The organism is Lentibacillus juripiscarius (genome assembly GCF_042685205.1).
Taxonomy (GTDB): Bacteria; Bacillota; Bacilli; order Bacillales; family Amphibacillaceae; genus Lentibacillus; species Lentibacillus juripiscarius.
In genome coordinates this window covers 201,382-224,250 of the sequence record NZ_JBHUNA010000009.1, presented here as the reverse complement: position 1 = coordinate 224,250, position 22,869 = coordinate 201,382, and the positions used below count along the sequence as shown (strand labels likewise).

Here is a 22,869-nt window from a genome sequence, read left to right as displayed (position 1 = left end):
CAATAATAGCGAAAAGGAGCGACTCAATTTGGCATTACTCAGACTTCGACTGCGTTTATGGTGGTATAAATTATTATTTAAGCTTGGTCTCAAAACAGATGAGATTTATTACATAGGCGGCAGTGAGGCTCTTCCTCCACCGTTGTCAAAAGAAGAAGAACAGCGGCTTTTGGAATTGCTCCCCAAAGGCGATAAATCGGCCAGGGCAATGCTCATTGAACGGAACCTCCGTTTAGTCGTCTATATTGCCCGTAAATTTGAGAATACTGGTATCAATATTGAAGACCTTATCAGTATCGGAACCATTGGGCTGATTAAGGCAGTCAATACATTCAACCCGGAAAAGAAAATTAAGCTGGCAACCTATGCATCAAGGTGTATTGAAAATGAAATACTAATGTACTTAAGACGAAACAATAAACTAAAATCTGAAATATCATTTGACGAACCGCTGAACATTGATTGGGACGGCAACGAGCTGCTTCTGTCCGACGTTATGGGAACAGATGAAGATGTAACGACAAGAGACATGGAGACGAAGGTTGATAAACACTTGTTAAAAGATGCGCTTTCCCAATTGAATCCACGGGAAAAACAAATCATGGAACTTCGCTTCGGCCTGATTGGGCAGGAAGAAAAAACACAAAAAGATGTAGCCGATATGCTAGGCATTTCACAGTCCTATATTTCACGGCTTGAGAAAAAAATTATACGTCGGCTGCAAAAAGAATTTAATAAAATGGTGTGACCTGTACTGGCGTGATTTCCGGACGGTTTTAGACAAGCTATAGCTCAAGGCCACCTGCATAAAAACCCTCCTATGGGGAGATACTGTCCATGAACAGCATCTCCAACCGGGAGGGTAGAACATGACAAAACATAAAGTAGAAATTTGCGGCGTTGATACATCAACATTACCCGTACTAAAAAACGATGAAATGCGAGAACTATTCAAACAAATGCAAGACGGTGACCTGGAAGCACGCGAGAAATTGGTCAATGGGAATTTGCGGCTTGTGCTTAGCGTCATACAGCGGTTTAATAACCGTGGCGAATATGGCGATGACTTATTTCAGGTTGGCTGTATAGGACTTATGAAATCAATTGATAATTTTGATTTAGGACATAATGTACGGTTTTCCACGTATGCTGTTCCAATGATTATTGGGGAAATCAGACGCTATCTGCGTGATAATAACCCAATCAGAGTGTCACGGTCATTGCGTGATATTGCCTACAAAGCACTCCAAGTCCGGGAAAAGCTGATTAATAAGACATCGAAAGAGCCAACTGCTATGGAACTTGCCGAAGAGATGGGCGTCCCACATTCCGATATTGTTTTTGCACTGGATGCTATACAAGATCCAGTTTCCCTATTTGAGCCCATTTATAATGACGGTGGAGACCCCATCTATGTGATGGATCAATTGAGTGATGACAAGGACAAAGACTACCTTTGGGTGGATAAGCTGTCCTTAAAAGAAGGGATGCATCAGCTGGAGGAACGGGAAAAATCGATATTGAGCAAACGCTTTTTTCAGGGAAAAACACAGATGGAAGTGGCGGACGAAATCGGCATTTCCCAGGCACAGGTTTCCCGTCTCGAGAAAGCAGCAATTGACCAGATGAACAAGGAAATGTTTGAGTAAGGCAGTCGCCTTTACCAGAAGTTTTTTTGGCAACAATACAATAAAATAACAGGCAAGTAGAATCGGCACCTACAATAAGCGGGTGTCGATTTTTTGTGTTATGTAGCAGTAATAATATTTTCAGCCCATGCCTGCATATAATGGCTACTAAGGCAGGTGAGTGTGTGTGGTTACGCTATCAGATTTGCAAATAAAAGAAGTCATTGTCAGGAATGACGGCAAACGGCTTGGGCACATATCTGACTTGGAAATCGACGGAGATAATGGGAGAATTACGGCATTGGTCATTTATGTAAAGGACAAGAAATCAGGGCTGTTCGGGAAAACTGATGAACTGATTATTCCATGGAATCATATTGAAGTAATCGGAACCGATGTTATCCTTGTCAGAGAAGTGACATCCCCTTCCCTTTATCCCGGGCAGCAATTTATGTAGTCAACAAAGATAAGTGCATGAAGCATGTCCCGCTCATTGTGCATAATTCTGTTTATCCATTGTCGATAAAAGTGTGGTAGAATGTAAGCAGTATAGTTCGGGAGGTACATTAATGGCAGAACCATTCCAGTTGCAGACAGAATCTCTGCTTGCGATAAAAAAATGGGGGGCAATAAGTCCGGGGCTTCAGGCAGGGTTTACAACGAGAAAAGGCGGATACAGTGCACCCCCTTTCCATTCATGGAACCTTGGTCTTCATGTGCCCGATGTGAAGAAAAATGTGGACGCAAACCGGCAAAAGCTGAGTGGAGCCATCCGTTTTCCGCTGCAATCATGGGTGTCCGGGGAACAGTCACACAAGACGAACATCCATATTGTAACTGCTGCGGACAAGGGAAAAGGAGCAGAAACTTATAAAACGTCACTAACCGATACTGATGGGCTTATCACGAAGGAAAGCGGCATATTGTGCACTGCTTTTTTTGCAGACTGTGTACCTATCTATTTTCTTGATTCTGTTTCGGGATATATCGGGATTGCGCATGCAGGCTGGAAAGGAACGGTCAATGGTATCGCCGGAAAAATGGTTGAAACGTTCAAGGAGCTGGGAACGGTCCCAGCTAATCTGCTGACCGTAATCGGCCCGTGCATTTCCCATGATGCCTATGAGGTGGATGAGCAGGTCGTCGGGCATATTCCGGATGAATGGCGGGATAAGACAGTCACCGCGCGGGAAAATGGACGTTATTTATTGGATTTAAAGCAATTAAATACAGAAATCCTTTTACAGCAGGGTGTTTTACGTCGTAATATAGATGTGACACAATATTGCACATTCCGTGATGAATCATTGTTTTTCTCCCATCGCCGGGACAATGGCAAAACGGGGAGAATGCTTGGCTATATCGGATATGAGAACTGATTATGATGGGGAGGGCATGGATAGAATGGATGTAGCAGCCAATCTGGAAGAAATCCGTCAGCAGATCAGACAAGCATGCGCAAACAGCAACCGGAATCCGGAAGACATAACCATTATTGGTGTGACGAAATATGTTACCACTGAGCGGGCAAAAGAAGCGATTGAAGCCGGAGTCACGAATCTTGGCGAAAATCGAATGGAAGGTTTTCTGGAGAAATATGAATACATACAAGATGATGCAGTCTGGCATTTTATCGGAACGCTGCAGTCAAGAAAAGTAAAGGATGTCATCGGCAAGGCCGACGTGATTCATTCCCTTGACCGGAAGTCGCTTGCGAAAGAAATCAATAAGCGGGCGGCCGGTCCTGCAGATTGTCTTGTACAGGTGAATGTCAGCGGTGAGGATTCGAAACATGGCATAGACGCAAAAGAGGTTATCTCTTTTGTCAGGGAATTAAAGCGCTATGAGAACATTCGGGTTGCCGGTCTAATGACAATGGCGCCCCACACTGATGATGAGGATCAGCTGCGGACGGTTTTTCGAAAACTTGCGTCGCTTCGGGAAGCGGTACAGGCCGAACAGCTTCCGCATGCCCCGTGTCAATATCTTTCCATGGGCATGAGTAACGACTACCAAATTGCGATTGAAGAGGGAGCTACACATGTCCGTATTGGATCGGCATTGGTTGGTTCCCGGGAAACGGAGTGAAGATATGAGTATTATGAACAAACTAAAAACGTTCTTCACGATGGATGAGGAAGATATGTACGCTGACGAGGAGATGGATACGGGCACGCCCGGTAATGGTGCCGGCCAGAATAGTCAGCGGCATAACAGGGAAAATGTAGTAAATCTGACAAGCATTCAGCAGCCCGCATCGAAAGTTGTGCTATATGAGCCGCGCAACTATAATGAAGCACAGGAGATTGCTGATAATGTGGTGAATAAACGTGCGGCAGTCATTAATCTGCAGCGCATTGATCAGCAGCAGGCGAAACGGATTGTCGATTTTCTGAGTGGGACTGTCTATGCTGTGAACGGGGACATTCAAAAATTAGGCGACCAGACATTTCTGTGCACGCCTGAGAATGTAGATGTTTCCGGAAGCATAACCGATACGCTCGTGGAAGAAGACGAATTTCATAAAGGATGGTAGCAGACTATGCAATCACTATTGGGTTTATTGTACTGGGCATTGGAACTTTACAGCTTTGCGCTGATTATTTATATTTTCATGTCCTGGTTTCCAGGGGCGAGGGAATCGGCATTTGGAAGTTTTTTGGCTAAAATTTGTGAACCTTATCTTGAACCATTCCGGAAGATTATACCACCTCTTGGTATGATTGACTTATCCCCGATTGTAGCCATTTTCGTTCTTTATTTTGCCAGGATGTACGGGCTGCCGGTTCTGATTACCTGGTTCTAGGGGCTTGTGCGATGGATATATACCAGCATTTCAGAAAAGAAGAACAGCCATTTATCAATCATGTTCTGTCCTGGATACGGGATGTGGAAATGACCTATCAGCCAAAGCTGACTGATTTCTTGAATCCGAGAGAACAGCAAATAGCTGATATGCTTGCTGGGACAAGCCTTGAAGATCTAAAAGTGTCGAAACATGGAGGTGATCAGTCCGCTGAACGAAAGCGGATCATGATTGCCCCGATGTATGAACAGATAACGGAAGATTCGTTTCAGCTTCGTCTTTTGCAAGGTTCCTATCATGATAAATTTGTTTCCCTGACACACCGGGATGTGATGGGGGCCTTCTTATCCCTCGGTATTAAGCGAAAAAAGCTGGGCGATATAATAGTTGAAGATGGGCTTGTGCAAATCATTGCAGCAGATGAAATTGCACCGTACGTACTTGCGAATCTCACCACCGTCAAGAAAGCGAGCATCAGACTTGAAAGCAAGCCGCTGTCTGCGCTGGTTGAAAGCAAGGCCTCCTGGGTTGAAACGGACCATATCATCTCATCATTGCGGCTGGATACCGTTGTAAAAGCGATTTATAAATTATCAAGAAAAAATGCAGCCGCTATGATTGAAAAAGGGATGGTGAAAGTGAATCACCAAGTTGCGGATGACAAAAAATTCACCCTTGAGGAAGGCGATTTGCTGTCATTGCGTGGGAAAGGCCGAAGCAAACTGGCCGCTATCAATGCCCGAACAAAAAAAGATAATATAAGTATAACAGCAGCTGTACTAAAATAATTCGGCACATTATGCAGGAATTTCAGTTTTTATGTCGAAAAAATAGTATACAGCAATTACGACCTTATGTATTATTATTTCACACTGACTAACTAAAAGGAGGTGGCCTGTGTGTCATTATCACCGTTGGATATACACAATAAGGAGTTTACAAGAAGTTTTCGCGGCTATGACGAAGATGAGGTCAATGAGTTTCTTGATCAGGTCATAAAAGATTATGAAATGACCATCCGTGAGAAAAAAGAATTACAGGAGCAGGTCGAGCAGCTGAATGAGAAACTTGGACATTTTACTAATATTGAAAGCACGCTAAATAACTCTATTCTAATTGCCCAGGAAACGGCTGAAGAATTAAAAGGGAATGCCCAGAAAGAATCGAAACTGATTATTAAAGAGGCTGAGAAAAACGCTGATCGGATTGTGAATGAGGCGTTAAATAAATCCCGTAAAATCGAAATGGATGTAGAGGAATTAAAGAAACAGGCAAAAGTCTTCCGAACCCGTCTGAAGATGCTGGTCGAAGCTCAGCTTGAAGTAATCAATGCAGATGACTGGGATGGATTGTTTGATGAAGAGGGCGAAGAAGAAGTGGAAGGAATACAGGAAGAAACATCCGAGTATGCCAATAGTAATGCGTAGACCTTGACGTTTTCAGGAATTTTACATATAATTCATTATCATAAAGGTCTCAAAGGTCTTACCAAATACAAACCACGACGACGGAGACAGTATGAATGCCACCTGCTGCCCAGCGAATCAGGGATGGTGCAAGCCTGATACAGCAATACATTCAGAACATCACTCCCGAGTGTCCATTTTGAACTTGAGTAAAAATGGACGGTTCATCCACGTTACGGATATCGAGTGAATTTAAAATAGGCGCCAATTTTAAATTCATAAGGGTGGTACCGCGAGTCTTCTCGTCCCTTTTTGGGATAGAGAAGACTTTTTTTACTCACGTGTATTGTTAGTCTGTATTGTTGATTTCAGCACTAGACGCTCGCTTACCGTGGGCTCGCGCCAAGCCTCCTCGACAGTTCATTGCTTCACTGTCTGTGGGGTCTCGGCTGTCTCGCTTTCCCGCAGAAGTCTCGCGTCTTCTGCTTCAATCAACGCCACGTTGTTAAATACAGCCCCGATTTTCACTAAAGACAAGGAGGATAACACATGGATTATAAAGACACGTTGCTGATGCCGAAGACGAAGTTTCCTATGCGCGGCAACTTGCCGAACAAAGAACCAGAACGTCAGCAAAAATGGGATGAAGAACAAATTTACGATAAAGGGCTTGAGCGGACAAAAGGACGTCCACTGTTCGTTCTGCATGATGGACCGCCATATGCCAATGGTGATTTGCATATCGGGCATGCTCTCAACAAAATTTTAAAGGACTTTATCACAAGGTACAAATCCATGAGCGGCTTTTACGCGCCATACGTTCCCGGCTGGGACACCCATGGCTTGCCTGTAGAAACTGCTTTGACGAAAAAGAAAAAAGTGGACCGTAAAAAAATGAGCATTGCGGAATTCAGACAGAAATGTGCCGAGTATGCTATGGGGCAGCTGGATAATCAAAGGACCCAATTCAAAAAACTTGGTGTCCGCGGTGACTGGGATAATCCGTATATTACGCTAACCAAAGATTACGAAGCCGCCCAGATTAAAGTGTTTGGTGAAATGGCCAAAAAAGGCTACATTTACAAGGGCTTGAAGCCTGTGTACTGGTCCCCGTCCTCTGAATCTGCGCTGGCAGAAGCAGAAATAGAATATCATGATAAGCGGTCACCATCCATTTATGTGGCATTTGACGTAACAGACGGCAAAGAGGTGCTGGACGGAGGTGAGAAAATTATTATATGGACCACAACCCCATGGACCATTCCGGCAAACCTTGGCATTGCCATTCATCCAGAACTGGAATATGCCGTTGTCGCTGTTAATGGTGAAAAATACGTCATTGCCCATGAACTGGTTGAAACACTGACAGAAGAACTGGAATGGGAAAACCCGGAAGTTATCAAGACTTTCAAGGGTGAAGAAGCAGACCGGGTAGTAGCCAGACATCCGTTTTATGATCGTGATTCGCTGGTTATGCTTGGTGACCATGTAACAACAGATGCTGGTACCGGCTGTGTTCATACAGCACCAGGTCACGGAGAAGATGACTTCTATATGTCCCGGACGTACGGTATCGAACCATTCTCTCCGGTTGATGGGAAAGGGCATTTCACTAGCGAAGCACCAGGATTAGAGGGAATGTTTTATGACCAGGCAAACAAAACAATTACGGAAAAACTGGAAGAGAGCGGGGCGCTACTGAAGCTTACGTTTATTACCCACTCCTATCCGCATGATTGGCGTACGAAAAAGCCGACTATTTTCCGGGCGACATCGCAGTGGTTTGCATCCATTAAAGATTTTCGCCAGGATATTCTGGATGAAATCAATCGCATCAACTGGTATCCATCATGGGGAGAAACCCGTCTGTACAATATGGTACGCGACCGTGAAGACTGGTGCATTTCCCGGCAGCGGACTTGGGGTGTTCCAATCCCTGTGTTTTACGGGGAGGATGGAACGCCAATCATCAATAATGAAACCATTGCCCATGTTTCTAATCTGTTTGCTGAGCACGGCTCGAACGTTTGGTTTGAATGGGAGACACATGACTTGCTTCCGGAAGGGTTCACGTCCGAACACAGTCCGAATGGTACCTTCACGAAAGAAACCGATATTATGGACGTCTGGTTTGATTCGGGGTCATCACACGAAGCTGTACTGAAGGGACGTGAGGATCATAAACGCCCGGCCGATGTTTACCTTGAAGGAAGTGACCAGTATCGCGGCTGGTTTAACTCATCGATTTCTACAGCAGTTGCGGTAACAGGCAAGGCACCATTTGAAACCATCATCAGCCATGGCTTCACCCTTGATGGTAATGGACGAAAAATGAGTAAATCACTCGGCAATGTTATGGATCCGTTAAAAATTCAGAAACAGCTTGGATCGGATATTTTGCGTCTTTGGGTATCCTCGGTTGATTACCAGGCAGACGTAAGGATTTCTCAGGAAATTCTGAAGCAAGTTTCTGAGGGCTATCGGAAAATCCGAAATACCGTACGGTTCATGCTCGGAAACTTAGCTGACTTTGATCCGGCTAAAGATGCTGTACCTGAATCAGAAATGGCGGAAGCTGACCGGTATATGCTACACCGGCTGCAAACGATGCTGAAAAACGTCAGGGGCAGCTATGACGTTTATGAATTCGCACCAGTTTATTCAGAAATTCATAATTTCTGTACGACTGATTTAAGTTCGTTCTATCTCGACTTTGCCAAAGATATTTTATATATCGAAGCAGCGGATGACCATCGCCGCCGGAGTATTCAGACGGCGTATTATGAAATGGTCACCACGCTAGTGAAGCTCCTGACACCGATTATTCCGCATACGGCTGATGAAATCTGGGAGTACATTCCTGGTGCGGAAGAAGAAAGTGTCCAGCTGACGGATATTCCAGAACCAAGAGAAATCACTGGCTTTGACAAACTGTATGCGAAGTGGGACCACTTTATGCAGGTTCGTGATGATGTTCTAAAGGCGCTGGAAGAAGCGAGGGAAGCCAAAGTCATCGGAAAATCACTGGAAGCCAAGATTACGGTTGTTCCAAAAGATGAGCAGACAAAAGAAGTGCTCGATGGTATCTCCGATGTGCATCAGCTGTTCATCGTGTCCGAAGCAGACGTTACAGATGAGGCACCTGATGCGAAGGCGTATCACTATGTAAATGTTCTGGTTGAGAAACATCCTGGTGAAAAGTGTGCACGCTGCTGGACAGCCGCTGATACCGTTGGCCAGGATCAGGATCACCCAGATTTATGCACACGGTGTGCCGATATTGTGAAAGAGCATTACAGTGCATAAATAATTCGGTAAGTAAAACAGGATACAGACCAAAATAGGAATGCTTGCTTGTGGCATTCCTATTTTTTGTATAGCTGAAATTGTGGTAAACTAATAAAGCATCTAAAATATAGCTAAGGTGTTAGGAACGATGGAGGAAACGAAATGTACTTGTATTACATAGTGGCACTCGTTGTGATTGCACTTGACCAGCTGACGAAGTGGGTCGTTGCACAAACGATGGAGCTTGGTGAGCAAATAACGGTTATCGGGAATTTTTTCTATTTAACGTCACATCGTAATAGTGGAGCGGCTTGGGGAATATTGCAAGGAAAAATGATGTTTTTTTATATTGTGACAGTCATTGTCATCGCCGGAATTATTTATTACATGCAGAAGTATGCCAGGGAAAGTAAACTGCTGGCTGTTGCATTAAGCCTGATTCTGGGTGGTGCGATTGGGAATTTCATTGACCGGCTGTTCCGGAAAGAAGTTGTGGATTTCTTTGACTTCATCATTTTCGGGTATGACTATCCAATCTTCAATATTGCAGACTCAGCCCTGGTCGTCGGTGTGATTCTTGTGATAATAACGACTATTATGGATGAACGAAAGGAAAAAAGGCAAAATGACAAATCAGCACACGGTAACGGAAACAGAGCATAACACACGAATTGATAAACTGCTATCCAGTGTGATAGCAGATACATCCCGTTCGCAGGTGCAGGCATGGATAACCGATGGCCATGTGCTTGTCGGCGGGAAGCAAGTAAAAACGAATTATAAATGTCAGGCCAGTGATACCATTGAATGGGACGAGCCGGACGAGGAACCGCTCACAATTGACCCGGAAAATATTCCGCTTTCAATTGTTTATGAAGATGCTGATCTTTTGGTCGTCAACAAGCCAAAAGGGATGGTTGTCCACCCGTCGGCAGGTCATCAAACCGGGACATTGGTGAATGCACTGCTCCACCACTGTGACAGCTTGTCCCAGCTAAATGGGGAGGAACGGCCGGGTATCGTGCACCGCATCGATAAGGATACTAGCGGCCTATTAGTTGTTGCCAAAACGGATGAAGCGCATAGCAGTCTGTCTGAACAGCTCTCTCTAAAAGACATGGATCGTCGATATGAGGCAATTGTGCATGGAGTGATTGAACACGAAACCGGTGTCATTGATGCCCCGATTGGCAGAGATCCAAATGACCGGAAAAGGATGGGAGTCGTTGATAATGGAAAGGATGCGGTAACCCATTTTCGTGTGCTGGAGCGGTACACGGATTTTACACACATTGTCTGTCAGTTGGAGACAGGCCGTACCCATCAGATTCGCGTTCATATGAAGTATATCGGCTTTCCTGTTGTCGGTGATCCGAAATACGGTCAGCGCAAAACGATGAAACTTGGCGGCCAGGCATTGCATGCGAAATCACTGGCATTCAACCACCCGGAAACCGGTGAACAACTGCACTTTGAAGTGGATCCACCTGCTTATTTCCAGGAACTTCTGGACCAATTGGAGAAAATGGATTGACAATCCCCTGGAAATCTGTAATAATTAACGCAGATGAATATTGACCCTTTAAGATAGTCCAGTGAGGCTAAAAAGGTTGCGGAAGACAATTGTACTTGAGTGTCGTATACCCAAATCCCTTTTTTCCTCACCGGAGAAAAGGGATTTTCTAATGTCTGGAGGGGATTGAAGATGCAGAAAAAAACAGTCCTGCTTGATCAGGCGGCAATTGGTAGGGCGATAACACGGATTGCCCATGAAATTGTCGAGAAAAATAAAGGCGGGGAGAACCTTCTGCTCGTCGGTATTAAAACACGAGGTATACCGTTGACGAAACGCCTGCAGGAAAAAATCCGGCAAATTGAAGGTATCACCGTCCCAACCGGGGAACTTGACATTACGTTATACCGGGATGATCTGGAGACAGTAACAGCTAATGATGATCCTGAATTAAAAGATACGAAAGTTGACGCCGATTTAAAGAATAAGAAAGTTATTTTAGTCGATGACGTGCTGTATACCGGCAGAACGGTTAGGGCAGCGATGGATGCAATTATGGATATTGGCCGCCCGTCCCAGGTTCAGCTTGGCGTACTCGTTGACCGGGGGCATCGCGAACTGCCGATTCGAGCAGATTATGTTGGGAAAAACATCCCCACCTCTGATCAAGAGGTCATCGTTGTGCAATTGGATGAAACGGATGAGCAGGATGAGGTAAGTATTTACGATAATTGAACTACCCACCACTTAGCTGACGCTTGAAGTGGGGGATTCCTGCGAACACCAGTGTAACCACTAGTTATTTTAGCAGGCTCTACCCGTCGTCCCAACGGTGAGAACAAAGATTTTGTACGTTGGACTCGTGCCGTCTAGCGTAATGCACAGGTTTAGTCTTTTCGGCTAGACGGGGCGAATGATGCTTGGATATTTTACGTGACAAAGAAATTCTTGTCACAACCTCATATATCCAGTTTTCATAGAGCAACCTATACAGGTATATTATACCAAAGGAACAAATGTTTTGCTATACAAAAGGCGATTCATCTCCCGCTTATTTTTGGGCATTGCCCTTCACAAAATTGAAGTGGGAGTCTTCTCGCCAAAAACGATAAATAGGAAGACCTTTAAGTAAATCCAGTGAGATTTATAAGGTCGCTGACAGGGAACGTGTATCGATTCTGATGGACACGTGTGCCTCTTTGCGGCCTTTCGCAAAGAGGCTTTTTTATATCCTAAGAAAGTAAAAATTAAAATCAAATAGGAGGAAATCGATATGAATAAACAAGAAATGGTAATGGATGTGCATGAAGTGCCAAAACTGCAGCAGTGGATTGTTCTTAGTCTGCAGCATTTGTTCGCCATGTTCGGCTCAACGATACTAGTCCCATTTCTGACCGGGCTGTCCCCCGCAGTAGCGCTAATATCCAGTGGTGTTGGAACACTGGCCTATCTCGTAGTCACCAAAGGGAGAATTCCCGCTTATTTAGGATCCAGTTTTGCATTTATCGCACCGATTATTGGGGCGAGCGCGGCAAGTGGTCCGGCCGGGGCAATGGTTGGCACCTTTTTAGCGGGACTTGTTTACGGCGGGGTTGCCCTGCTGATTGGCATGCTTGGCCTGAATTGGCTCATGCGCATATTGCCGCCAATCGTGGTCGGCCCTGTCATTATCGTTATCGGACTTGGGCTGGCATCAACTGCCATTGATATGTCCATGTATGTGCCGGGGCTCGATGAAAATGTCTATAGTGGAACCCACTTTAGCGTAGCCCTCTTCACACTGGCAGTGACCATTGTTGCGTCGATTTTTTTCAGAGGCTTTTTCGGCCTGATTCCGATTCTAATTGGTATTACATCCGGGTATGTCTTCGCACTGTTTCAGGGTATTGTAGATACAGCGGAAATCAGTGAACAGTGGGCAGCCATTATGTCAGCTGGTTCCATATGGGGGACTGCTGCTGCATTATTCCAGACACCGGACTTTGTCGTACCATTTCTGGATTATGCGCCATTGGAGGTGCTGAACGGGGAAATTGTTCTGCTCATGGTGCCTGTTGCGCTTGTCACGATAGCAGAACACATTGGCGATCAGATGGTACTGTCAAAAGTTGCCGGGAAAAACTTTTTGAAGAACCCAGGGCTGCACCGTTCTATTCTCGGTGATGGTGTTGCAACGATGATTGCATCATTCCTTGGTGGTCCGCCAAATACAACGTACGGTGAGAATATCGGTGTATTGTCCATCACGAGGGTGTTCAGCGTGTTTGTTGTCGCCGGTGCGGGTCTAGTCGCGATACTGTTCGGATTTACCGGCATTGTCACGGCTACGATCAGTTCCATACCTTCCGCAGTTATGGGCGGGGTTTCCATTCTCCTGTTTGGTATTATTGCATCCAATGGACTGCGGATGCTGATTGATAACCAAGTTGACCTTGGCAATAAACGAAATCTCGTCATTGCTTCGGTTATTCTCGTGATCGGTGTCGGCGGCGCATTCATCCAGCTATCGGATAACCTGCAAATCGCGGGAATGGCTTTGTCGGCAATCATTGGTGTCTTGTTGAATCTCGTACTGCCGGGCAAGGAAAGTGGGTATGGCAATGGTGTTATGTTCGACGACAGCAATATGGAGACAGATAGCAGGCAGCACGATGCAGCTTAACGAACAAGCGGAGAACAGAAAGGGTGAGTGGAAGTGCAGCATTTTTTATCAGCAAAGGATCTTTCGGCGGATGTTATTCAGTCCATCATGGACCGGGCTGAAGCGACGGGGAAGCCATTGACGGGAGATAGCAGGGGACACTTTGCCGCCAATCTATTTTTTGAGCCAAGCACCCGGACAAAAACAAGTTTCCTAGTTGCGGAAAAAAAGCTCGGAATGGAGATACTGGACTTTCAAACGGAAACATCCAGCATGACAAAAGGAGAATCGCTCTATGATACGGCGCGGACATATGAGGCAATTGGCGCTGATCTATTAGTTATTCGCCATGGCCGGGACACTTGGTATGAACAGCTTGCCGGCCGAATTTCCATTCCCATCATAAATGCTGGATCCGGAAAAGGGGAGCACCCGACACAATGCATGCTGGATTTGTTCACGATCAGACAGGAGTTCGGTGCTTTTAAAGGGCTGAATGTTGCGATTGCCGGTGATATTAAGCATAGCAGGGTAGCCCATTCTCATGCCTGTGCATTGCGGACAGTCGGAGCCAATGTCTATTTTGTGGAGGTGCCTGGCTTTAAGGATGAAACGCTGGACATTCCGTACGTGACGATGGACGAGGCTTGTGCCATGTGCGATGTGCTGATGCTGCTGCGAATCCAGCATGAACGGCATGGAGGATCTGGTTATGATGCTGCCTCCTATCTTGCGGATTATGGCCTGACGATGGAACGTGAAAGAAACATGCAGGGTCATGCGATTATCCTGCATCCCGCACCGGTCAACAGGGGCGTTGAAATCGATACAAGATTAGTAGAATGTGACCGCTCACGCATTTTTCAGCAAATGGAAAACGGTGTGGCAGTAAGAATGGCGATTATCAATCTTTTATTGGAAGAACGGAGGGTGCTCGTATGAACACTGTATTCAAAAATGCGAAACGGCTAATGGAAGATGGTTCTCTTGAACAATGTGAACTGAAGGTTGAGAAAGGAAACATTACAACAATTGCCCCCATTGTACCGGAAAATGGGGATGATGTGATTGACTGTAACGGTCGGCTGCTTCTCCCAGGGTTTGTCGATGTTCACGTACATTTGCGTGAACCGGGCGGCGAACATAAAGAAACGATTGCCACCGGTACAAAGGCAGCTGCCCGGGGGGGATTCACCACGATATGTGCTATGCCGAATACGAATCCTGTTCCAGATAATCCAGAAACTGTTGTTGAACTGCTCGAAAAGGTGAAACAGAATGCTGCTGTACGGGTGCTGCCCTATGTTTCTATTACGGAAGGGCTAAAGGGTGAAAAGCTTACCGACATTGAAAACCTTTCCCAGATGAGTGTTTTTGCTTTCACAGATGATGGTGTTGGCGTTCAGACGGCGGATCAAATGCTCGAGGCTATGTCACAGGCTGCTGCCAATGGAAACCCGGTTGTCGCCCACTGTGAAGATAATTCACTTGTGTACGAGGGGGTTGTGCATCAGGGGGAAATAAGCACACGGATGAACCTGCCCGGCATTCCGTCTGTGAGTGAATCCGTACAAATTGCCCGTGACGTGCTGCTGGCTGAGGTAACGGACTGTCATTACCATGTCTGCCACGTCAGTACCAAAGAATCTGTGCGCGTCATTCGCGATGCCAAGAAGGCCGGAATCCAAGTGACAGCTGAAGTGACCCCGCACCATTTGCTCTTGAATGAACATGCAATTACAGCTGATGATGCCAATTTCAAAATGAATCCGCCGCTGCGCAGTCCGGAAGATCAGGAAGCATTGCTGGAAGGCTTGCTTGACGGGACGATTGACTGTATTGCGACCGACCATGCCCCGCATGCGGAATCGGAAAAGGTGAGCGGTTTCCGGACAGCACCATTTGGCATTACCGGACTGGAGACAGCCTTTCCGCTCCTATATACCTATTTCGTCCGAACGGGAAAAATAAATTTGAAGCAGTTAGTCGATTGGCTGACGATAAAGCCTGCCGGTATATTCCAACTGCCATACGGACGGCTGGAAGAAGGAGGAGTGGCTGATTTCACACTGGTCAGCTTTGACGAAGAAAACAAGGTTGATAGAAACGCGCTTTACTCAAAAGGAAAAAACACCCCGTTTCATGGCTGGACAGTAAGAGGGATCCCGTCCATGACAGTGGTGAACGGAGATATTGTCTACAAGGAGGATGCACATGACTGAACGTCAGCTTGTTTTAGAAGACGGCAGTATTTTTTCAGGAAAAGGATTTGGTGCTGATATAGGCACAAGCGGAGAAATTGTCTTTCACACGGGAATGACCGGCTATCAGGAAATTCTGTCAGACCCGTCCTATTGCGGACAAATTGTTATCCAGACCTATCCGCTAGCGGGCAACTACGGCATTAATAGAGATGATTTCGAAGCGGTAACACCGTTTGTGCATGGGTTTATCGCCAAAGAGTACTGCCAGTTTCCATCAAATGCCCGCAGTGAAGAGACGCTGCATGACTATTTGCAAGCGCACAGCATCCCAGGGATTTCGGGCATTGACACAAGGAAACTGACGAAACACATCCGTACATATGGGACGATGAGAGCTGTCATTTCGGACGCGGATGAGGGGCCGGAACAAGTACTGGAAACACTTCGGGATACAGATGCACAAACCGGTTTGGTTCAGAAGACTTCTGCACTGAAACCTTATGTTGTTCCCGGCAGCGGCAAGCGAATTATTCTCGTCGATTTCGGAATGAAGCATGGTATGATGCGAGAGCTGGTGAAACGGAATTGTCATGTGACCGTTGTTCCCTACAATTATCTTGCGGAAAGCATTTTACGGCTAAAACCCGATGGAATTTTGCTTTCAAATGGACCCGGTGATCCGAAAGATATACCAGAATCCCTGGAAACAGTCCGATCTCTAATTGGCAGCTATCCGATATTTGGGATTGGCCTTGGCCATCAGCTGCTGGCACTGGCAAGTGGTGCTGATACAGGGAAATTGGCTTTTGGTCATCGGGGGCCAAGTCATCCGGTAAAAGATCTGGAAAACAATAAAATTGTCATGACGTCGCAAAATCATGGCTATGCCGTCTCCCATCAGTCGCTTCGATGGACGCAACTGGAACTGACCCAGGTGTCGGTGCACGATTATTCCGTAGAAGGTGTCCGACATACCACTTACCCGGCATTTTCTGTCCAGTATCAGCCGGAAAGTGCTCCAGGTTCAGAAGACATGAAACATTTGTACGACGAGTTTTTGCAGCTGATAACGGACTGGAATGTCAAATGCAAGGAGGATATTTATGCCTAAAAACACAAACATACAGACCATTCTCGTGATTGGATCCGGACCGATTGTGATCGGCCAGGCTGCTGAATTTGATTATTCCGGCTCACAGGCATGCCAGGCGCTGTCAGAGGAAGGCTATACCATTGTTCTGGCTAATTCCAATCCCGCCACTATCATGACAGACCATACGATGGCAGACAAGGTTTATATGGAGCCATTGACGGTCGACTTTTTGACCAAAATTATCCGGAAAGAAGAGCCTGATGCGATTTTACCGACACTTGGCGGGCAAACAGGGTTGAATATGGCAGTTGCACTAGAGAAAAGTGGCATATTAGACATGTATCAGGTTGAACTATTGGGAACGTCACTTGAAGCGATTCAAAAGGCGGAAGATAGAGAAGTATTCCGATCATTGATGAATGAGCTTGGTGAACCGGTGCCCGAGAGTACAATTGTCAACTCCGTCGAGGCGGCCTTTCAATTTGCAGCAGAAATAGGCTATCCGGTTATTGTCAGGCCCGCTTATACATTGGGGGGAACCGGTGGAGGAATGTGCTGGGATGCGTCTGAACTGGAGGAAGTGGTCCGCAATGGCCTGGCAATTTCGCCAGCCGGACAATGCTTGATAGAAAAAAACATTGCTGGATTTAAGGAGATTGAATATGAAGTCGTCCGGGATAAAAACGATCTGGCGATTGCTGTCTGCAGTATGGAAAATATCGATCCAGTCGGTATTCATACCGGGGACTCCATTGTAGCTGCCCCGACCCAGACATTGAGTGACCGGGAGTATCAGATGCTTCGGAACGCATCATTGAAAATTATTCGTGCCCTGGAGATTGAAGGTGGCTGTAATGTTCAGCTTGCACTCGACCCTAATAGTTTCCAGTATTACATTATCGAAGTGAATCCACGCCTCAGCAGATCGTCAGCACTGGCATCGAAGGCAACAGGCTACCCGATTGCCAAAGTAGCTGCCAAAATAGCGATCGGTCTGACACTTGATGAAATTATCAACCCTATTACAGGTAAAACGTATGCCTGCTTCGAACCGGCACTGGATTATGTCGTAACGAAAATTCCGCGTTTCCCATTCGATAAGTTTGTATCGGGCAACCGCTACCTTGGAACGCAGATGAAAGCAACCGGTGAAATCATGTCCATAGGGCGCAGTTTTGAGGAGTCATTACTAAAAGGAATCCGGTCGCTGGAGATTGGAACGGAAGAATTATGGCTCCCAGGTTTAGTAAACTTGTCGCTTGATGAATTGAAAAGACGATTGCAAAAGGCTGATGATGAGCGATTATTCGTGCTGGCGGAAGTGATCCGCAGAGGGCTGACCACTGATGAATTATACCGGCTGACCCAGATTGACCGCTTTTTCCTTGTGAAGCTGCAGCAGCTGATCAGCCTGGAAATGAGTCTTTCTGAGGAGCCATTCTCACCTGAGGGAACGAAACAGGCGAAAGCGGCCGGCTTTTCGGATGCGCACATTGCCCGGCTATGGCAGGTGTCCGTCGACCAGGTATATGCATTCCGCATGGAACAATCGATTGTCCCTGTGTTCAAAATGGTCGACACGTGTGCAGCGGAATTTGAATCGGAGACACCGTATTTTTACAGTACGTATGAAGAGGAAAATGAATCACTTCCATCTGGACGTAAAAAAATTCTTGTTATTGGGTCGGGGCCAATTCGCATCGGACAGGGAATAGAGTTTGACTATGCCACTGTGCATTCCGTGATGGCAATCCAGGAAATGGGATATGAGGCCATTATTATGAATAACAATCCGGAAACGATTTCAACCGATTTCAGCATATCCGATAAACTTTACTTTGAACCGCTTACCTTGGAAGATGTCATGCATGTTATCAATCTGGAACAGCCTGAAGGAGTAATTGTTCAGTTTGGCGGTCAGACAGCCATTAACCTTGCTGATGGATTGAAACGGCGCAATGTCACCATTCTGGGTACGAATCTTGAGGCAATTGATCAGGCGGAAGACCGGGATAAATTTGAGCTGCTTCTGAATGAGCTTGACTTGCTGCGGCCAAAGGGTAAGGCTGTTTCTCATCTGACTGAAGCGTTTGGCGCGGCGGAGGAAATTGGCTACCCCGTACTCGTGAGACCATCCTATGTCATTGGCGGCAGCCGAATGGATATTGTGCATGATGAAGAAGAGCTTCAAGCTTATTTGGTAAAGTCGGATGGTGCGGACAGTGAACACCCGATTCTGATAGATAAATATATTACCGGGATGGAAGTGGAAGTGGATGCCATCAGTGACGGGGAGACCGTGATTGTTCCGGGTATCATGGAGCATATCGAACGTTCAGGTGTGCATTCAGGTGATTCGATTGCCGTTTACCCGCCTCAGCGAATCGATGAGACGGTCAAACAACAGTGTTTGGATGCAGCGGTCAAAATAACAAGAAAGCTGGGGGTTGTCGGGCTGATCAATCTGCAGTTTATTATCAGCCAGGATGATGTATATGTCCTTGAAGTGAACCCGCGGGCAAGCCGGACGATCCCATTTCTGAGCAAAATAACCGGAGTAACCATGGCGGCAATCGCAACACGCTGCATTTTGGGTGAATCTTTGCGGGATATGGGTTATACGACGGGGATCCTGCCTGAGCAGGAAGCAGTTTCAGTTAAAGTGCCGGTATTTTCATTTGAGAAACTGCGCAGTGTGGATACAACACTTGGGCCGGAAATGAAATCAACAGGAGAAGCAATCGGACATGACGCGACTTTGGAAAAAGCATTGTATAAAGGGCTGACTGCAGCAGGTTTGCCTGTGCCGAAAGACGGCGCTGTTCTTATAACTGTTGCTGACAAAGATAAACAGGAAGCAATGGATGCTGCTAGACGGTTTTATCAGCTAGGTTTTCAGCTGTACGCAACAAAAGGAACAGCAGCCTGCGTGAAAAGTGCCGGCATCCCGGTGACGGAAGTAGCAAAAATCGGATCGGCTGAACGGGATGTTATTTCTATTATTGAAAAAGGAGAAGTCCAGCTTGTCGTTAATACACTGACATCCGGCAAAAAACCTCGCTCAGACGGGTTTATGATCCGCCGGGAAGCGGTCGAGCACGGGATTCCTTGCCTGACGAACCTTGATACAGCCAATGCCATTTTAAATGTGATTGATACGACTACCTTTAGTGCTGCACCAATGTCAGACAGGCGGGCGGTATTTACATGAAAAAACGTGCAGAAATGGCGGTAGAAACCGTGCAGGAGGTTGCCTCGGATACAATCGAGATGAAGCTGTACCACCCATACATTGCTGCAACAGCACGCCCCGGGCAGTTTTTGTATGTGCTGGCGGAGGGGCATACATTACGAAGGCCTATTTCCATTGCCAGTATCGATAGGGAACAAAGTACCGTAACGATTTTGTTTAAAATAATAGGCAGCGGAACGAAACACCTGGCTGATATGGAAGCAGGCATGACATTAGATGTCGTCGGGCCTTCCGGCAATGGATTTGCCACAAGTGAGACGTCCGTGCAGACAGCACTTCTCATAGGAGGGGGCATCGGTGTCCCTCCGCTGTATGGGCTTGCTGAGGAACTGCAGCAAAAGGGAATGAAAGTGAAAGCTATCCTTGGTTTTCAATCAAAGGCACATGTATTTTACAAAGAACAATTTGAGCGCATTGGACAAACGTTTATCGTAACCGATGACGGGACGATTGGGCATCACGGGCTTGTTACGGATGTATTGGACGAGGCCGGGGAGTTTGATCATTATTATTCCTGCGGGCCGATTCCGATGCTCCAGGCAGTACAAAACAAGCTGAAGGGACATTCCGGCTTTGTATCACTGGAAGAGCGAATGGGGTGCGGAACAGGGGCCTGTCTGGCCTGTGTGATCCGGACTGAAACAGAAAGTGGTTACAAAAAAATTTGTACAGACGGCCCGGTATTTGCTGCGGATGAGGTGATTCTATGACGGATCTGGCTGTGGAACTTCCCGGAATGAAGCTGAAGAACCCGGTAATGCCTGCGTCAGGATGCTTTGGGTTCGGCAGAGAGTACAGCGCATTTTATGATTTGAATAAACTTGGTGCCGTTATTATGAAAGCAGCAACCGGTAATGCGCGTTTCGGAAACGCGACCCCGCGTGTGGCCGAAACTGCCTCAGGTATGCTGAATGCGATTGGGCTGCAGAATCCCGGGGTTCAACAGATCATTGCAGAGGAAGTGCCGTTTCTGGCAGCGTATGATGTTCCGATTATGGCCAACGTAGCCGGCAGCACCATTGCTGAATATGAGAAGGTTGCGGAGGCATTTAACCATGCCCCATCTGTGAACGCACTTGAATTGAATATTTCTTGCCCGAATGTGAAAGAAGGAGGAATACAGTTCGGCGCAGATCCTGATATGGCTGCTAATGTGACGGAGAGAGTGAAAGCAGTCAGTAATTTGCCTGTTTATGTCAAGCTTTCACCGAATACAGCTGATATAGTCACGATGGCCAAAGCCGTTGAACGGGCAGGGGCAGACGGTCTGTCCATGATGAATACATTAACCGGCATGCAGATACAGCTATCAAGACGAAAACCGCTGCTGGCGAATGAAACGGGCGGGCTTTCCGGGCCAGCAATTAAACCGGTGGCAGTCCGGATGATTTATGCGGTGAAACCTCACGTATCCATCCCGATTATTGGAATGGGCGGCATTCGTACAGCTGAGGATGTTTTGGAATTTCTGCTGGCGGGTGCTAGTGCAGTTGCAGTCGGTACAGCGAACTTTACTAATCCGTATGCATGTCCGGAGATTATCGAACAACTGCCGCGTGTATTTGACCATTATGGATTTGCTTCCGCTGCCGAAGCAATTGGAAGGGGACATGACGAATGAAAGAGATGTATTTGGCATTAGATTTCCCTGAATGGGAAGAAGTCAGCGCGTTTATTAATGCACATAACTTTCATGGTATTCCTGTAAAAGTGGGAATGGAGTTATTTTATAGGGAAGGACCGCCATTAATCGATAAACTGAAACAGAATGGCCATCCTATTTTTCTTGATTTAAAGCTGCATGATATTCCGACAACTGTCATGAAAGCAATGAAAAATATAGCCAGGCTGGACGTGGATATGGTGACCATTCATGCGCTTGGCGGCAGTGAGATGATCCGGAAGGCGAAAGAAGGGCTTATCTCCGGGTCTGTACCAGGCCATCATCCTAAGCTGATTGCTGTAACGATGCTTACGTCGGCAAATACAGGAGTCATGAATCGTGAACTGAAGATTTCAGGGAATGTGGAGGATCATGCCGCCCATCTCGCTGCACTGGCACATCAGAGCGGTGCGGACGGTTCCGTCTGTTCGGTCGGAGAAGTACAGAATATAAAAAAGACATGCGGATCATCGTTTTTGGCTGTGACGCCTGGCATTCGCTTAAAAGGGGATTCCACGGATGATCAGAAGCGACCGTCCACACCCGCATGTGCCAGCAAGAATGGGGCTGACGTTCTTGTTCTTGGCCGGACTGTACGCAACGCTTCGGACCCTGGTGCTGCATATACGAAAATAATAGAGGAGTGGAATGATGGAAATGCATGATGCCATTGCAAGCGAGTTATTAGCTATAGAAGCGATTCAAATCAGAACACATGACTATTTTACATGGGCATCCGGAATTCGGTCTCCGATTTATTGTGACAACCGTCTGACGATGTCCTATCCGGCTGTGCGCAGACAGATTACATTAGCTTTTGCTGAAATGATAGAAAACATGGACGAGCATCCTGATGTTATTGCTGGCTGTGCCACTGCTGGGATTCCGCATGCCGCCTGGCTTGCTGAAAAGCTGGATATGCCGATGGTTTATGTCCGGTCAAAACCGAAAGAGCATGGTTTGGGCAATCAAATCGAAGGACATCTGACAATAGGTCAGCGCGTACTGGTAGTGGAAGATCTCATTTCTACCGGCGGATCCTCAATTGAGGCGGCTGAGGCACTAAGAGAACGAGGGGCGGATGTTCTTGGGGTGGCTGCCATTTTTACATACGGACTGCGAAAAGCAGAACAGCAATTTGCCGCGGCAAATCTTGCTTTCCGCACCATTACTGGCTTTGACGCCATATTGCGTCTCTTGACGGATGATGGAACAATCACCAGCAGTGAGCGACACCAGCTGGAGGAATGGCGCCGCGGGCTCTAAGCCGGGGACTGGATGAAACATGATATACAGTGCGCACCAAAAAATGAACAGTGCTGGTGCAATCATGAAACCAATACGGTATAATGAAACTGCATTTGGATTACTTAT

22 protein-coding genes and 1 other annotated feature are annotated in these 22,869 nt (G+C 46.5%); all 22 genes read left to right on the top strand.

All coding sequences use genetic code 11. The features are described 5' to 3' along the window. Positions 1-28 precede the first annotated feature (28 nt). The 22 genes from sigE (at position 29) to pyrE (ending at position 22,761) form a co-directional block, all read left to right on the top strand. Positions 29-748 carry an RNA polymerase sporulation sigma factor SigE gene (gene sigE, locus ACFSUO_RS06085; protein WP_382392092.1) on the top strand — a complete coding sequence of 240 codons (720 nt, stop codon included), beginning with the start codon at positions 29-31 and terminating at the stop codon, positions 746-748. A gap of 121 nt (positions 749-869) precedes the next feature. After that, positions 870-1,649, top strand: coding sequence for an RNA polymerase sporulation sigma factor SigG (sigG, locus tag ACFSUO_RS06080; RefSeq protein WP_382392090.1), 780 nt, complete (start codon positions 870-872; stop codon positions 1,647-1,649). 166 nt (positions 1,650-1,815) lie between these two features. Beyond that, a complete protein-coding gene (locus tag ACFSUO_RS06075; protein ID WP_382392088.1) occupies positions 1,816-2,085 on the top strand; it encodes a YlmC/YmxH family sporulation protein in 270 nt (89 codons plus the stop codon). Positions 2,086-2,197: 112 nt separating this feature from the next. Next, positions 2,198-3,007, top strand: coding sequence for a peptidoglycan editing factor PgeF (gene pgeF, locus ACFSUO_RS06070; RefSeq protein WP_382392086.1), 810 nt, complete (start codon positions 2,198-2,200; stop codon positions 3,005-3,007). A gap of 25 nt (positions 3,008-3,032) precedes the next feature. Continuing rightward, entirely contained in the window at positions 3,033-3,716 is a 684-nt protein-coding gene (locus ACFSUO_RS06065) for a YggS family pyridoxal phosphate-dependent enzyme (RefSeq protein ID WP_382392266.1), read from the top strand. Positions 3,717-3,720: 4 nt separating this feature from the next. Then, the gene (locus ACFSUO_RS06060) at positions 3,721-4,164 is read left to right on the top strand and encodes a cell division protein SepF (RefSeq protein ID WP_382392084.1); all 444 of its coding nucleotides are present in this window, start codon (positions 3,721-3,723) and stop codon (positions 4,162-4,164) included. A 6-nt stretch (positions 4,165-4,170) separates the two neighbouring features. Then, entirely contained in the window at positions 4,171-4,434 is a 264-nt protein-coding gene (locus ACFSUO_RS06055) for a YggT family protein (RefSeq protein ID WP_382392082.1), read from the top strand. Between the two features lie 11 nt (positions 4,435-4,445). Beyond that, on the top strand, positions 4,446-5,222 hold the full coding sequence (locus ACFSUO_RS06050; protein ID WP_382392080.1) for a YlmH family RNA-binding protein: 777 nt from the start codon (positions 4,446-4,448) through the stop codon (positions 5,220-5,222). A 111-nt stretch (positions 5,223-5,333) separates the two neighbouring features. Further along, positions 5,334-5,861 carry a DivIVA domain-containing protein gene (locus tag ACFSUO_RS06045; RefSeq protein ID WP_382392078.1) on the top strand — a complete coding sequence of 176 codons (528 nt, stop codon included), beginning with the start codon at positions 5,334-5,336 and terminating at the stop codon, positions 5,859-5,861. Between the two features lie 68 nt (positions 5,862-5,929). Next, positions 5,930-6,153 (top strand) — a binding site (T-box leader). A 236-nt stretch (positions 6,154-6,389) separates the two neighbouring features. Further along, a complete protein-coding gene (gene ileS / locus ACFSUO_RS06040) occupies positions 6,390-9,146 on the top strand; it encodes an isoleucine--tRNA ligase (protein ID WP_382392076.1) in 2,757 nt (918 codons plus the stop codon). A 144-nt stretch (positions 9,147-9,290) separates the two neighbouring features. Next, positions 9,291-9,791: a signal peptidase II gene (lspA, locus tag ACFSUO_RS06035; RefSeq protein ID WP_382392074.1), complete on the top strand. Its 501-nt coding sequence runs from the start codon at positions 9,291-9,293 to the stop codon at positions 9,789-9,791. After that, positions 9,754-10,662 (top strand): RluA family pseudouridine synthase, encoded by a 909-nt coding sequence (locus tag ACFSUO_RS06030; protein WP_382392072.1) that lies wholly within the window; start codon positions 9,754-9,756, stop codon positions 10,660-10,662. Before lspA ends, ACFSUO_RS06030 begins: the two co-directional genes overlap by 38 nt. Before the next feature lie 171 nt (positions 10,663-10,833). Then, positions 10,834-11,376 carry a bifunctional pyr operon transcriptional regulator/uracil phosphoribosyltransferase PyrR gene (gene pyrR / locus ACFSUO_RS06025; RefSeq protein WP_382392070.1) on the top strand — a complete coding sequence of 181 codons (543 nt, stop codon included), beginning with the start codon at positions 10,834-10,836 and terminating at the stop codon, positions 11,374-11,376. Positions 11,377-11,914: 538 nt separating this feature from the next. Further along, positions 11,915-13,303, top strand: a complete 1,389-nt coding sequence (locus tag ACFSUO_RS06020) for a solute carrier family 23 protein (RefSeq protein WP_382392068.1) — start codon at positions 11,915-11,917, stop codon at positions 13,301-13,303. A 33-nt stretch (positions 13,304-13,336) separates the two neighbouring features. Beyond that, the gene (locus ACFSUO_RS06015) at positions 13,337-14,224 is read left to right on the top strand and encodes an aspartate carbamoyltransferase catalytic subunit (protein ID WP_382392066.1); all 888 of its coding nucleotides are present in this window, start codon (positions 13,337-13,339) and stop codon (positions 14,222-14,224) included. Then, complete coding sequence (locus ACFSUO_RS06010) at positions 14,221-15,504, top strand: dihydroorotase (protein WP_382392064.1); 1,284 nt, start codon at positions 14,221-14,223, stop codon at positions 15,502-15,504. The genes ACFSUO_RS06015 and ACFSUO_RS06010 overlap by 4 nt, the downstream gene beginning before the upstream one ends. Continuing rightward, positions 15,497-16,597: a carbamoyl phosphate synthase small subunit gene (locus ACFSUO_RS06005; protein WP_382392062.1), complete on the top strand. Its 1,101-nt coding sequence runs from the start codon at positions 15,497-15,499 to the stop codon at positions 16,595-16,597. Before ACFSUO_RS06010 ends, ACFSUO_RS06005 begins: the two co-directional genes overlap by 8 nt. Further along, positions 16,590-19,790 (top strand): carbamoyl-phosphate synthase large subunit, encoded by a 3,201-nt coding sequence (carB, locus tag ACFSUO_RS06000; protein ID WP_382392060.1) that lies wholly within the window; start codon positions 16,590-16,592, stop codon positions 19,788-19,790. Before ACFSUO_RS06005 ends, carB begins: the two co-directional genes overlap by 8 nt. Then, positions 19,787-20,542 (top strand): dihydroorotate dehydrogenase electron transfer subunit, encoded by a 756-nt coding sequence (locus ACFSUO_RS05995; RefSeq protein ID WP_382392058.1) that lies wholly within the window; start codon positions 19,787-19,789, stop codon positions 20,540-20,542. Before carB ends, ACFSUO_RS05995 begins: the two co-directional genes overlap by 4 nt. Further along, complete coding sequence (locus ACFSUO_RS05990; protein ID WP_382392056.1) at positions 20,539-21,453, top strand: dihydroorotate dehydrogenase; 915 nt, start codon at positions 20,539-20,541, stop codon at positions 21,451-21,453. The genes ACFSUO_RS05995 and ACFSUO_RS05990 overlap by 4 nt, the downstream gene beginning before the upstream one ends. Continuing rightward, the gene (pyrF, locus tag ACFSUO_RS05985; protein ID WP_382392054.1) at positions 21,450-22,160 is read left to right on the top strand and encodes an orotidine-5'-phosphate decarboxylase; all 711 of its coding nucleotides are present in this window, start codon (positions 21,450-21,452) and stop codon (positions 22,158-22,160) included. The genes ACFSUO_RS05990 and pyrF overlap by 4 nt, the downstream gene beginning before the upstream one ends. Then, entirely contained in the window at positions 22,153-22,761 is a 609-nt protein-coding gene (gene pyrE / locus ACFSUO_RS05980; RefSeq protein ID WP_382392264.1) for an orotate phosphoribosyltransferase, read from the top strand. The genes pyrF and pyrE overlap by 8 nt, the downstream gene beginning before the upstream one ends. Positions 22,762-22,869 lie beyond the last annotated feature (108 nt).